Source organism: Ruoffia sp. FAM 26254, assembly GCF_045528545.1.
In the GTDB taxonomy this organism is placed as follows: Bacteria; Bacillota; Bacilli; order Lactobacillales; family Aerococcaceae; genus Ruoffia; species Ruoffia halotolerans.
The window spans coordinates 1-12,902 of the sequence record NZ_JBGQQY010000057.1 but is presented as its reverse complement, the minus strand read 5'-3'; the positions used below and the strand labels follow the sequence as shown (position 1 = coordinate 12,902).

Below are 12,902 nucleotides of genomic sequence, written 5' to 3'. Positions count from 1 at the left end.
TCGATATTAATTGATTTCCACGAAAATTGGGAAAATAACGCTCGGACATTCTTACAAGTGTAATGTGCATGATGACCAGATGATATAACTACATTGAGACTTTTACACAAGATTATGGACTTGACATTAATTGACTTGTTATAAAGGGTGATATAACTTTTAAAGAGGCACTGAAGCTCGTCGATTCGTTTGAGAGAGAGCCGGGTAGGTCTGATGGAGCAGTTGAATGAATGGAGAATTCGGATGGAGCTAAAAAATGGAAAAAGTGGCTTCGTGGTATGTGACGAGGCCCCATACATATCAAAAAAGGCCTCGTTCACAATCACGAGGCCAATCCCTTTTACATTTACCTATTCATCATTTCCATATTGTGCAATAAAGCTCTCCGCAACACGCTCCGCTTGCTTAATACACAAGTGAATATTGTTATTTCCATAATGAATCTTAGAAATCCAATGCCCCAAGAGATACATATTTGGCATTAAACCTCGGCTCGCGACCACTTGACAATCAGGCCAAGTAACCATCGCCCCGCCGCGATAGTAAGGTGTTAACATGTCTCGTTGGTAGAGATTTTTGATTAATGGATCAAATGCTAAAGCCTTTTGGATATCAAATTGGAAACCGGTACAATTAATGAGATAATCAGCATGATAACTTTCTCCGTTCTCGGTTTCCAGTTGATAAGAATCATCCTCGGTAATTATAGATTTCAAACTCGTCACAATTTCCAAACGACCTTGATCTAAATTCTCCAAGATAAAAGCTAAAGATTCGACTGGAATTTGTCTTCTAAAATGAATAAAGACGCGTTCGTAATTTTGCTTGTAAAGATCGCGGTCAAGGGGTGTAAGTGTGTTATATAGATCCGGCAAATAAATCGTCATCATGACAATATAGCGACGCAACTTTCCTAAAGAAATATCGGGATGCGCGATGGCAGAGCGGATTTCGCTAATAGACCCTGTGCCGTATAATTCCAAGAGCCTATTTAAATCGATATTATTGGCCTTCAAATCATTTAAAAACGTTTCAACCATCACTTCAAGAGAGATGAACCCATCTTGATTACGATGCGAGTCAATCCATTCATCTGAAAAACTTTGTTGAATTTGTCCTTGATAGCGTGAGAATTTCACCGTTTTAAAAGGAGTATTACTGTGAGTATATAATCGAATCGGGTGCGTCCAATTATGTTGTTTCAATAAATATTTAACCACATCCAAAGCTGTTAAGCCTGTTCCGATGATGCCAATCGATTGGTCGGGCTGCAAATGAGCAAGCGTCTCATCAATAGGAACTGGACTGTTAATATATTGGGGTGTTCCTTCGAGATGATAATAATCCGCATAAGGAGGATGGCCGATTGTGAAGAAAACCGTTTGATAATCCTCATGCCACTGACCATCATCTGCTTGAAGGCGGTAAATATCGCGCTCTGCATCGATCTCACAATCAACAATGGCTGATTCGTGTATGTTCACTTTCTCAGAATTCATTAAATAACTTAAACGTTCAAATAAATAATCACCATAAAATTCACGGGGGACAAAAGCATCATTGTTAGCGTACTCCACATGATTCTCACTAAGCCACACTAAAAAATCATCAGGACTCTCAGGGAAAATACTCAAATCCTGCGCATGCTCATTCATAATAGCTTCTTTCGTATCCTTGCCATAAGGCGCTCCCACCACGAAGTTAGCATCTTTCTCAAATAAATCAATCGTTAAATCATTATTAAAATTAGGATGCGATAGCAATTTCCGAATAATGGTAAATCCGCTAATCCCACCGCCAACAACTGCGACTCTCATATCATACTCCTCTTATCAACATTTTATATATATATTCTTATTTATTATAAAGGTTTCTTATGGAAATGGAAATAAAGTCAATTGATAAATTTGTATTAATTATGCCCAGTAGGGAAGATGTGATAAAAATGGGGTGGTCTACTGATTGGGGGTACTTTGAAAAGCCAAAGTGTCTGTAACCAATGAGAATCTAAAAAGCAGTGCGTCGCGTCTCTTTATAATGGTCCTATGAACGTGGACAAAGTTGTAGATTCGACTCGCAATACTACAGATGAAACTACATGTACTTTAACTATTAATTGGGAACCTCATGAAGGCATTCTCGTTAAGACTATGAATTCATTCAAAATTCTAAGTCTTATTTTTTATTGGCAACCCATATATGCATCTCAATCAATTACTAACGACTTTACATATAATCACCACACACTCCTCCAGCCACTCAAATCGGTCGCCCATCACACCTTTACATAAAATTTACAATCCAAAAAAATAAGTAAAAATAATTTAAATTATAAAACTTTATTGTTAAGTCACTTAAGTTTATAAAAATATAATGGAATAAATTAGATTAAAAACATAATTTTCATAATTTAGGTAATTATTAAACAAAAATATTCCAATCAATTTGTATAATTTATGTATGAAAACCTTTTTGAGGGTAAAGAAATTCGGAAAGACCTAATTATGGGAGATAGCTTGTAAAGATGCTGAGGGCAGTCAATACGCTATATTGTGATCCGAGAAATAAATTTTTTTCATATTTTTCACCAAGATAAATATTTTTTAGGTTATATTTTTATCAATATAATAATGTATATTGTAAATTTTATGTAAACATGTTGAAAAGCAATTGATTAACCTTTTATAATAGTTTATTCTTATTTTTAGATTAATAATATTAATCATATACTAGATATTTAGAAAAGAGGAACATAAAATGAATGAAATTGATCGTAAGAGGTTACGACAGAAAATCTATATTTGTGGTTATACCAATCAGCAATTAGCAAATGAAATAGGAGTGTCGCCTTCGACGATTTCGAACATCCTGTTAGGGCATACAAAACCTAAGTTCGAAGTGTTAAGAGCACTCTTTGGGGCGTTGGAACTCTCTTTCGATGAGTTTGTTCAGATCTTCTTTCCACATGAGTATCAATTAAACATTGATAAAGATTCTTTAGGAGACTTTGACCAAGGGCAGCCGTCACTATAGATAATTTTGTGAATTCATTGGCATTCAATATAAACCAATTGATATGTTATTTTAGTCATATCGAGTATATAATAGTAAATGTCGGTTGTTTCTTTTGTCATTTATTAGGAGGTTTATAAATGGATCCGCGGAAAGAACATGAGAAGTTATTGTCACAATTTGAGCCATTGCTTTTTAAGACTTTAAGTCGAGTAAATATGCGACGCATCCATGCTGATTATGATGATTATCTCCAGGAGTTGCGTTTGAAATTATTAACCCTTGCAGATAAGTTTGATGGGGATCCATTTAAAGAGGATCTTGTTCGCTTCTTAGGCTTTGCGAAACAAGGTTTATATCGTTATACTTTGGATTTAATTCGAAAGTCAGCAGAGAACACAGATTTCGTCGGATCAGATGTCTCAGAATTAAGTGAATTGCTGCATAGTGACTTTGTGTTTGGGCTGAGCCCTGAAATTCAAGTGTTTATTGAACAAGCGAATGAAGTCCTCACAGTTAAAGAACGAGAAATATTTGCCTACTTGCTTCAGGGGGGATATACGGGTCAAGATATTGCGGATGAATTGGGAATAAGTCGTAAGATTATGAATAAGTACAAAAGTCGAATAAAAGAGAAGTTAATGCCATTGAAGGGCATATTGCAGGGGAATCATTAATAAATAACTGAATTAGAATGTCGGAAGTCTCATTGTTAAAAAACAATGGGGCTTTCTATTTGTGCACTAGCCTCTGTTGCCGTTGACCTAGTGCTTTCTCTGCATTGTAATGGATCCGTTCAGACAATTCTTAATCGTTTTTGGGCACAGGCGGCTAACGCTGTCCTTAGATACTTATTGCCTCTTGTCGTGCGATAGGCTTTCTTTATCCCAGAACTTTCATACGAACCTTGAGATAAACCTGCCCAAGAAGCTATGTGATTCACTGATGAAAAAGCATCGACCTTAGGACCAATCTCACCTAAAATTGTTGCGGCTCCAGTTTATTTTATCCCTGGAATTTCCAAGAGAGATTCGTACTCGGTGAGAAAGTGATCTAAGAAGTCGACTTCGATATCCTGAGTGAGTCGATCGATTTTCTGAGTATAAAAGCGCTACTCATCCAAAGAATCTTCTAAAAGTAGACGATTCATTTGGCTTTTTTCCATCTAGGGCCTGTATGAACTCTTCCGGACTGGCCTTCAGGTTAGAACCAATCAAATAGGCAAGTAACCGATTCAATAGTCACCTGCCTGTTTCTTTACAATTTATTCAATTCTTCAACTTCTTGTATTGCGCTGACGACCATTTCACGTGTGATCTCATAGGGTGAAACCTTGATATCAGCCATGGTCATACACTTATCTATCATCTTATTGAAGTCTACCTCAGATGTCAGTTCTAACTGCTCTAAGGTTGTAGATAGATGAATGCTCTTCATGAATTCAAATAATTTATCGCGTGTTTCATATTGTTTGTCCATTGTAAGTAAGACCAATGCCCCATAACACGTCCATTCGCCATGCAAGTGAGTTTCTCCAGACTTAGTTGCTGTCGCTCCGTAATAGAGCGCGTGAGCTAAGTTTGAGTTGTAGTCATTATCAACTAACACTGATGTTAAGGCCGTTGTACCGATTATTTCTTGAAGAACTTTGTCGATCGCAGGACTCGCTTTATGCTCTTGAGCAGCGTCCATAGCAGCTTTACCATTCGCTATTAATCGATCGTTACAGCCTTGAACAATCTTAACGCCTAAGTCATTCTCGAATGATAAGTCGCGACCTCGTGCTGAAAAAGTTGATTCAATTTCTTTTGTAATTGCATCACCAATTCCTGCCCATAAGTACTCAGTTGGTGCTTCAGCAATGACCGTACTATCTGCGAATGAATGTATAGGTGGCTGCGCAAGCATTTCTAACCCGTGCATCTCGTCGCTGTCTTCATACAAGACACACACTGCGGTGGTTGGGGCACAAGTAGAGGCAATCGTTGGGAATGAGAAGACAGGTTTGTCTAGTCTATGTGCCACTGATTTAACCGCATCAATGGCGCGACCACCGCCGACTGCAAACAACATATCCGCCTCTTTAACTGATTCAATTTCAGATAAACGGTCGATATTTGATAAGTTTGCATTTTTCCCGTACCAAATCGTGTCTATGGCCTCTAATTCTGTTTTGGATAGGGCATTTAAAAGACGTTCTTGGCTAGCTTCTAAGGCTTTTTTACCCCCAATAATTGCAACTTTCGTTCCAAAAGGTGCACAGTAAGTGGCGATTTCGTCATAGGCGTTTTCTCCGATGGTAAAGTTGGGTAAGTTTACAGTTAAAGTCATTAAATCCCTCTCTTTATTATAATTTTTTAATCTTAATTATAGGGGAATTTAATAAATATGGCAAGTGAACCCGATTAAAGATTGGATTTCTACTTTTTATCACGTAAGACATGCAGGATGCCGTCTATATAAACTGGTCTCTTTCCGGCTTCCCGACAATAAAGGCAGTAACAGATAAGAGTGCCTGCACAGCCACAAAGAAGAGGTTTCCCGGTAGTTGTAAGATGGCCACAACATAGAAAAACGCGCCCGCTAAGACAAAGTTCCTCGAATTGAAGACTAAACCCACACCATTCATTAAAAATGCCAGTCCAACTGAAATAATGTGCGCAGTAAATTGATCTGATAGACTGATTTCATTCGCAGACGCCGACTGATCAATCGTTATATACAGGTAAATGAGATATAGAACACTTAAGATAAATGCAATAGTAGCAAAGGTACGGGCAATTTTCTTCATTATACTAACCCCTTACTATTTAATAGTTGATAAAATTTAATTATGGTACTAGTTTACTATAGTATACTACATAATATTAGAAAATAGAAATAATATACGGTATATGCTCATTTGTTTTTAATAAAAATGCCAAAAATTTGCACCTCAAGCCAAATGGACGAGCGGTTTGTCCTAAGTTTGCTCCAACTCAAGCCAAATGGCGATACGGTTTGTCCTGAGTTACCCCAACTCAAGCCAAATGGCGATACGGTTTGTCCTAAGTTGCTCCACCTCAAGCCAAATGAATCATTGGTTTGTCTCCAGTTCCATTCGCAAAAAATCCGCCTACAAAGACAGAACAAACGTTTGGTTTAAGCCTTGTGTTATGCTATAATCGGGGCGTATAGTTTTTAAAAGGGAGTGTATTTAATGGCGGTGAAAGTTAGACGTAAAGACGCAGATAATATTATTAAAGCTTTGGAGGCAGGTGTCGTTCCAACAAGAGGGATTGAATATCTATTAGTGGGCCGACGCAACGAAGTGGAAGAAGTTATTCGTATCTTAGAATCTGTTTCAGAAGGAAATAGTGATTTGCGAATTTGGGTTGGAGATTTTGGTAGCGGGAAAAGTTTCATGCTACAAACCATTCAAAATTTAGCTCAACAAAAAAACTTTGTGAGTTCAACGGTTGATTTAACACCGAACCGTCGATTATATGCGAGTGATGGTAGTGCCGTTGCCTTATATAAAGAAATTATGAATAATTTAGTTACTAAAACAGCGCAATCCGGTAATGTTTTAAACACAATTATCGAAGAGTGGCTGATGACTGTTTTTCAAAAGGTTGGGGCAGATAAAGGCATCAGTCAAGCTGATATGATGGATCCGAAGTATGCGACTGATGTTGAAAATACCATTCTGGATATTACTACCTCTTTCAAATCTGTCGGCTTATCTTACGAATTAGGCCAAGCTTTAATCAAATACTATCACGGCTTAATTAACAATCAACGCCAGCTAACGGTTCAAGCAATACGCTGGTTACGAGGAGATATTCGCACAGTCACCGAAAGTAAAAGAGAGCTTGGGATTAACCAAATTATTAAAGATGATAATTGGTATGACGCTCTGAAAACAATGGCTGAGTTATTCTTAGATATTGGTTACAGTGGCTTTGTAGTGAATTTTGATGAAGCGGTTAATTTATATAAATTAGCGAATGGAATTTCTAGAGAACGCAATTACGAGCGTGTGTTAAATATATATAATGAGTGTAAATCAGATGTGGCACGGGGATTATTTGTAAACTTCGGAGCGACTCGTAAGACAGTTTACGACCAACGCCGTGGAATGGCGAGTTACGGAGCTCTTCAAGGAAGACTCGGAATAGAAGAAAGTTTAGATTCTGAATATATCAATACAGACCGAACAGCTTTGGCTTTGAAACCTCTAACGAATGAGGAAATTTATACGTTATTAGCAAACTTACTCAATGTGTATCAAGTGAATTACGGTATAGAAATAGATTTTCCTGAAGCAGAAATTATTCGCTATATGGAAGCCCAATTAAACCGACCAGGTGCTGCAGAATTTTTAACACCGCGGGCTGTCATCAAAGATTTTATGGAAATACTCGCGATCATGCGTCAAAACCCAGGAGTGAAAGCTTTAGAGGCGCTTGAGAGTAAATTTGGTGAATTAAGCGCACCAGTAGAAAAAGATGAAGACGATCATGACGATATCATCGAGGTAATTTAATATGGATGCTTTCTCACGTTTGAACCGCTCACTAAGAGAGTATATTTATCAAAGTGGCTGGCAAGAATTGCGACCTATTCAGAAAAAGGCGATTACCTTTGCCCAAGAAAGTCCAAATAACTTTGTGATTGCTGCACCGACGGCTTCAGGAAAGACTGAAGCGGCCTTCTTACCTGCGATGAATAGTATTGAAGATTGGGATACGGGCGTTCGAATAGTATATATCTCACCTCTCATAGCCCTAATTAACGACCAATTCAAACGCTTGATGTCTTTGTGTAGTGAGATGGGTATTACCGTTACGAGTTGGCATGGCGAAGCCAATTCGTCCAAAAAGAAGAAATTACTGAAGAAACCGAATGGTATCGTGTTAATTACGCCGGAGTCCATTGAAGCAATGCTCGTTGGACGACCACATGAGGCTCGGACATTATTCGCTGAAACAGATTGGATTATTATTGATGAAATCCATAGCTTTTTAGGTGAGAACCGAGGCATACAATTGCAATCTTTATTAAATCGTTTAGCAACTTATACACAAAGAGAACCACGTTGTATAGGTCTTTCTGCCACACTTAATCAAGATGACTACATTAATTTGAAGAGCTTTTTTCAAAATCAACGCGAGACAAGCATCATTGTTGATAGAGGTGCGAATGAAAAGGAGCACCAAGTGTTTTATTTTCCTAAAGCAAAAGGGGATATGCATTCTTTCAAACAAGAGATGGATGTGATTTATCAAGCTTCTTTGAAGGAGTCGATGTTAGTTTTCCCAAATAGTCGTAATAAAGTTGAGAAGATCGGGTCTAATTTAAATCAAAGAGCAGAGACGGATATGCAGAATTTTAGTTCGTATTTTGTACATCATGCCTCTTTACCTAAACAAACGCGATTATTCGCTGAAGAATTCGCAAAAGAAAGTCGGGGACGTAAATTTACAATCACTTGTACATCTACTTTAGAATTGGGAATTGATATTGGTTCCGTTGATAGTGTGGTTCAATACGGGGCACCACCCAATGTGTCGACCCTTTCTCAAAGAATTGGGCGAAGTGGACGGCGAACGGGTGTGAATAAACTGCGCTTTATAGCCAATGAACCTTGGAGTTTACTTCAAGGCTTAGCGACAATTGAATTGTTAGAGGAAGGGCAACTGGATAACACACCTGCCGTGAATAAACCTTATGACGTCTTAGCACATCAAATTATTTCTCTAGTCATTGAACATAATGGGCTAACGCGACCTAATTTATTAACCGAATTAAGACGTGGGAAAGTTTGGGAAAAGATTACGGAAGAGGAAATCAATGAATTAATTGACAGTATGCTGTCCAAAGAATACTTAGAGTTACTCGATAACTTTGAATTGATTTCTGGGTATGAAGCGCAGCCTCTACTTCGAATGGCTGAGTTTTATACGCAATTTTTTACAGAACCTGAACTAAGAGTCTATCACCAGTTGCAACATATTGGAACGATTGCCTTAGAACCAGGCTTAAGACCTGGGGACAATATTTTATTAAGTGGGAAAGTCTGGCGAATTTTGGGCATTGAATTTGAACAGAAACAAGTTCATGTCATGCCTGCGAAAGTCGGGGAAGCTTACTTTGAATCACGGGATCGGCAAGATGTGTCCAATATCGTGAGACAAAGAATGCGAGAGATACTTTACCGGGACGACCAATCTCGTTACAGCGGTGAAATCCGTTCGACGTTAAACCATCTTGCAGATAAGATCGTCTACCGAGATGGTTTTTATTATCAATTAACGGATCAAGGAGACCCGTGGTTAGTCACTTTTCTAGGTTCGAAAGCAAACCGGACGCTGGCTTACATGATTGAATTGTTTACCGGCCAGCGCGTTCGAATAAACGACCTACATGCGACCACGTTAATGGGAAAAGATTTGGACCGGACAATGCAAGAAATTCGCGATACACTTGTGACTTATCAGCAATTTTATGATTTCTTTGACCGTGAAGATTCCTTACTCTTAGGTGAAACAAATCATTTAAAATACCAACAGCTTGTCCCACGTTCTTTAATGATCGATTATGTGATTGAAAATCAACTGGACTTGATGACTGTTTTTGCTTATCTTAGTGAGATAGAATAATTTTGAAAGGAGGGTGTTCGATGAAATTCATTCGTTATGACGCCATTAAAAATTGGAAGAGTAATAATGTTGAAGATATTATTGATGTAACTGATGAGATCCCGGAGAAAATCCAATTTGCGAAACCAATTGATAAAGGGATTGATTGGCTAGAATTTGTTGAAGTCGACCGTTATTATGATGAGTTAGTTTTTTCGAGTGAGTTTCAAGACCTTGTGACTTCTTTATATTTGGAAGTCATGAAAGCGTTAGAACACCGCTTTGTTAAGAGACGAAAAAACTTAAGGAAATTTATGCGACGATCAACGACTTATGCCTTTGATAACAATTACCTGTTCCAAGCCTTGTTTAAGTATTTACGCACACATATTATTTATCATTACCTACCTAGTTATGACACCTATTCAAGTTACGATACTTATTTACTTGAACAAGCCTTTGAACCATCGGATTTAAATGTCATCGGTGCTGTCATGGAGACATTTTTAAGTGAATTACCACCTGCAAGTCCTGAATTTCGGCAGTTGTTTGGATTGACAGAATACGGGACAGAAGAAGTGTGGTGGGACATGGACGGGAAGTACCGTGAGGAAAACGACATGACCCAAGTGCAATTAAATATTATGCAATCAACCACACCAAGGACAACAAAACCTTGGCTAGGTGAGCATAAAGATGAGATTGTTTCCCTCTATTTAAACTATTGGGAAATTATTACTTCTGACAAATGGGAAGAGGGACCTACGCGCAGTGATAAACGCAATCGGTTTATTTACCGTATTGTGAAGCGTCCTTTAAACCCATCTGCTGAGAATAAATATCATCGCTTCATGTCATCCTTATTAAAAATAGCAGAAAATACGATTCGGAAAAAACACAAAATGCGTCAGATTAAAGTTGAGGCCGATGAGGACAATCTTAGCCGTCGCTTCCGTAAGGCGGTATTTGAAGCAATTATAGTTCACAATGTTTCACTAATCGAAGTCGCAACGAAGAAACAACCTAAAGTTATCCGATTAAATCCAACAAAAATATCCGATTCACAAAAAGACTTATCTTCAGTTGTGAATATGATTAGTGATTTTGTTGGAGAAGATGATTCTGAAGAAGAAGAGCAAGTTGAAGTCGAAGTGAGTGAAGTGACTGAAGCTAAGGACCAACCCGTAGATGAAAATCAAACTTACAAAGAATTTGTGAGACGACTTGTAAAGGAAACATCACTCAGCGTGACTGAAGTGACAGAAACATGTCGAGAAAATGGGATGTTACTCAATGCCTTTATTCATGCCGTGAATCAATTTCTATATGATGCTTTTGAAGATCAGGTAGTTGTAGTTGAAGGTGACGCGATTGTTGTCGATGAATTTTATATTGATGAATTAAATGAACTTGTTGAGAATGATTTTTCTGAGTTAGACTAATAAAACCCACTCGGCTGAGTGGGTTTTGTTTTCGTAATTATTCTCTTTCAATTCCTAGAAGACCAATCGCACCAGGTCCACCATGACTTGAGATAACTGCTCCAGTGTCAAACCATTGATCTGTATTCGCATTGTGTTGGCTTAACAGACTGTACACTAAATCCTTATTTTCATCACTCACACCCGGTGAGCCACAGACCATCACTGTTTCTGGATCAATGTTATAAGTGTTAAAGAAATCAGCGATCATTTTTTTAATGCAACGGTCAAAGTTACCGCGGTATTTTTTTCCTGACACTAAGTAACCATCTTCGATGACAATGGTTGGGTGAATATTAAGAAGTGCAGCACCATGAAAAGCTAAGTTTGATACGCGTCCACCGGCTTTTAGATATAACAATGTATTTGGTAAAAATATAAAACGCGTACGTTCGCGAATATTTTCAACAAAGGCAATGACATCTTCAGGACTTGCGTCTGGATGATTTTCAATATATTCAGCAGTTGCTTTGATAATGGCAGTTTGGCCAATCGCCACATTTTTGCTGTCAACGAGATGAATATTTTCAAAGTCTTCCGCAGCAATTTTAGCTGCGTTAAATGAGACGGTTGTTACTGCAGAATATGCAATATGAATAATATGTGCATCAGGATATTCCTCAAAAATTTGACGGAAGCATTTTGCATTGTCGTCAGGTGTACTTCCAGCAGTCTTAGGCAGTGTGCCAGTCTTTTCATAGAAATCAAAGACTTCTTCAACTGGGAAAGTTCCATCCGGGCGTGTCTCATCTCCCATTGTGACATGCATAGGAATGATGCGTACACCGTAACGTTCGACTAGCTCTTTGGGTAGATCAGATCCGCTTTCAGCGGTAATAATAAATTTTGTCATAATAGCCTCCATAGGTTATTGAGTTGATAAGCGAACTTTAGTTCATAATACCACAATGTAACGGCTAAAGGAATTCTATAAATGACGAGTATTATAGTATTTCAATGATTTGTTTTATACGGTGGTCAATCAATTTGTAGTAAATTCTCGTTCCTTCTCGGCGTGTTGATACAGCATTTACTTGTTTTAATTTCATTAATTGTTGTGAGACAGTCGATTGCGGTAAGTCTAAGACCTTTTGAATCGAGCCAACACTCATTTCTTCACAGTCAGATAACACCTTCACGAGTGAAAGCCTGATTGGATGACTGATTGATTTAAGTAAATTCGCGCATGCGTCATAATCCATACTCATACTATATCCTCCTTAGTTAAAATTCGTTAATTATAATAAAATTGTAATAAGTTAAATTTTAAGTAAATTAACAGATGATAAATATAACAAAATTAATATCGTTGGCAATTTCTTCCATGGCTCTGTTTTTAATTTCTTCATTCACTAAGCCGCCAGTATCATCTAATTCAACTTAAAGTTTACCTGAAATTGTGAAAGTTATTTTAGCATTTTTCACGAAAAAACATCCAAGTTACAATTTTTTAATATAATTATATAATACTCTAGTGACTCAGATATTGCTATAAAATTATTATATTTAATGGAAAATTTTTTGAAAGAAAATATTTTGAATAAACGATGAACATATGCGGATAGTTGAATTATATAAAAATCTGAATATATTTTTTCAATATTATTAGGATTTTAAAGGCTGCTTTTTAAGTGGCTTATTTTATTTAACTTTTTTAAAAGATGAATTGTAAAATTAAGTGCGACAAATAAAGAAACCCATAACAGGTTCGTGTAAAATGTTAGTAACGACAAAAACATAAACACGGAGGTCTGTTATGAGCTACACACATCTTACCATAGAGGAA

The 12,902-nt window shown here is 37.5% G+C and carries 11 protein-coding genes; 5 read left to right on the top strand and 6 right to left on the bottom strand.

Features of this window, described 5'->3' with window-relative positions:
• Positions 1-350 precede the first annotated feature (350 nt).
• On the bottom strand, positions 351-1,817 hold the full coding sequence (locus ACEN3Z_RS10395) for an FAD/NAD(P)-binding protein (RefSeq protein WP_407090805.1): 1,467 nt from the start codon (positions 1,815-1,817) through the stop codon (positions 351-353).
• Positions 1,818-2,757: 940 nt separating this feature from the next.
• Here ACEN3Z_RS10395 and ACEN3Z_RS10390 point away from each other — a divergent pair.
• Both ACEN3Z_RS10390 and ACEN3Z_RS10385 read left to right on the top strand, forming a co-directional pair.
• The gene (locus tag ACEN3Z_RS10390; protein ID WP_197105374.1) at positions 2,758-3,033 is read left to right on the top strand and encodes a helix-turn-helix transcriptional regulator; all 276 of its coding nucleotides are present in this window, start codon (positions 2,758-2,760) and stop codon (positions 3,031-3,033) included.
• 119 nt (positions 3,034-3,152) lie between these two features.
• On the top strand, positions 3,153-3,689 hold the full coding sequence (locus ACEN3Z_RS10385) for a sigma-70 family RNA polymerase sigma factor (protein ID WP_407090804.1): 537 nt from the start codon (positions 3,153-3,155) through the stop codon (positions 3,687-3,689).
• A 119-nt stretch (positions 3,690-3,808) separates the two neighbouring features.
• Here the strand turns inward: ACEN3Z_RS10385 and ACEN3Z_RS10380 are convergent, their stop codons facing one another.
• The 3 genes from ACEN3Z_RS10380 to ACEN3Z_RS10370 form a co-directional block, all read right to left on the bottom strand.
• On the bottom strand, positions 3,809-3,997 hold the full coding sequence (locus ACEN3Z_RS10380; protein WP_407090806.1) for a transposase: 189 nt from the start codon (positions 3,995-3,997) through the stop codon (positions 3,809-3,811).
• A 272-nt stretch (positions 3,998-4,269) separates the two neighbouring features.
• Positions 4,270-5,343, bottom strand: coding sequence for an iron-containing alcohol dehydrogenase family protein (locus tag ACEN3Z_RS10375; protein ID WP_407090803.1), 1,074 nt, complete (start codon positions 5,341-5,343; stop codon positions 4,270-4,272).
• Positions 5,344-5,467: 124 nt separating this feature from the next.
• On the bottom strand, positions 5,468-5,803 hold the full coding sequence (locus tag ACEN3Z_RS10370; RefSeq protein ID WP_407090802.1) for a hypothetical protein: 336 nt from the start codon (positions 5,801-5,803) through the stop codon (positions 5,468-5,470).
• Between the two features lie 408 nt (positions 5,804-6,211).
• Here ACEN3Z_RS10370 and ACEN3Z_RS10365 point away from each other — a divergent pair, with 408 nt between their 5' ends.
• The 3 genes from ACEN3Z_RS10365 to ACEN3Z_RS10355 are packed head-to-tail and all read left to right on the top strand — an operon-like array spanning position 6,212 to position 11,077.
• On the top strand, positions 6,212-7,540 hold the full coding sequence (locus ACEN3Z_RS10365; RefSeq protein ID WP_407090801.1) for a BREX system ATP-binding domain-containing protein: 1,329 nt from the start codon (positions 6,212-6,214) through the stop codon (positions 7,538-7,540).
• Position 7,541: 1 nt separating this feature from the next.
• Positions 7,542-9,656 (top strand): DEAD/DEAH box helicase, encoded by a 2,115-nt coding sequence (locus ACEN3Z_RS10360; protein ID WP_407090800.1) that lies wholly within the window; start codon positions 7,542-7,544, stop codon positions 9,654-9,656.
• 20 nt (positions 9,657-9,676) lie between these two features.
• A complete protein-coding gene (locus ACEN3Z_RS10355) occupies positions 9,677-11,077 on the top strand; it encodes a tellurite resistance TerB C-terminal domain-containing protein (RefSeq protein WP_407090799.1) in 1,401 nt (466 codons plus the stop codon).
• Between the two features lie 37 nt (positions 11,078-11,114).
• On the opposite strand, the gene ACEN3Z_RS10350 is transcribed toward ACEN3Z_RS10355, so the two are convergent.
• Positions 11,115-11,969, bottom strand: coding sequence for a DegV family protein (locus ACEN3Z_RS10350; protein WP_407090798.1), 855 nt, complete (start codon positions 11,967-11,969; stop codon positions 11,115-11,117).
• A 91-nt stretch (positions 11,970-12,060) separates the two neighbouring features.
• Positions 12,061-12,324: a metalloregulator ArsR/SmtB family transcription factor gene (locus tag ACEN3Z_RS10345; RefSeq protein WP_338487613.1), complete on the bottom strand. Its 264-nt coding sequence runs from the start codon at positions 12,322-12,324 to the stop codon at positions 12,061-12,063.
• Positions 12,325-12,902: the final 578 nt, after the last annotated feature.

Bases quoted from the DNA above. Each gene is read 5' to 3' on its own strand.
- ACEN3Z_RS10385 (WP_407090804.1), top strand. From the start codon at position 3,153: ATGGATCCGCGGAAAGAACATGAGAAGTTATTGTCACAATTTGAGCCA.
- ACEN3Z_RS10360 (WP_407090800.1), top strand. From the start codon at position 7,542: ATGGATGCTTTCTCACGTTTGAACCGCTCACTAAGAGAGTATATTTAT.
- ACEN3Z_RS10355 (WP_407090799.1), top strand. From the start codon at position 9,677: ATGAAATTCATTCGTTATGACGCCATTAAAAATTGGAAGAGTAATAAT.
- ACEN3Z_RS10370 (WP_407090802.1), bottom strand. From the start codon at position 5,803: ATGAAGAAAATTGCCCGTACCTTTGCTACTATTGCATTTATCTTAAGT.
- ACEN3Z_RS10350 (WP_407090798.1), bottom strand. From the start codon at position 11,969: ATGACAAAATTTATTATTACCGCTGAAAGCGGATCTGATCTACCCAAA.
- ACEN3Z_RS10365 (WP_407090801.1), top strand. From the start codon at position 6,212: ATGGCGGTGAAAGTTAGACGTAAAGACGCAGATAATATTATTAAAGCT.
- ACEN3Z_RS10375 (WP_407090803.1), bottom strand. From the start codon at position 5,343: ATGACTTTAACTGTAAACTTACCCAACTTTACCATCGGAGAAAACGCC.
- ACEN3Z_RS10395 (WP_407090805.1), bottom strand. From the start codon at position 1,817: ATGAGAGTCGCAGTTGTTGGCGGTGGGATTAGCGGATTTACCATTATT.
- ACEN3Z_RS10345 (WP_338487613.1), bottom strand. From the start codon at position 12,324: ATGAGTATGGATTATGACGCATGCGCGAATTTACTTAAATCAATCAGT.
- ACEN3Z_RS10390 (WP_197105374.1), top strand. From the start codon at position 2,758: ATGAATGAAATTGATCGTAAGAGGTTACGACAGAAAATCTATATTTGT.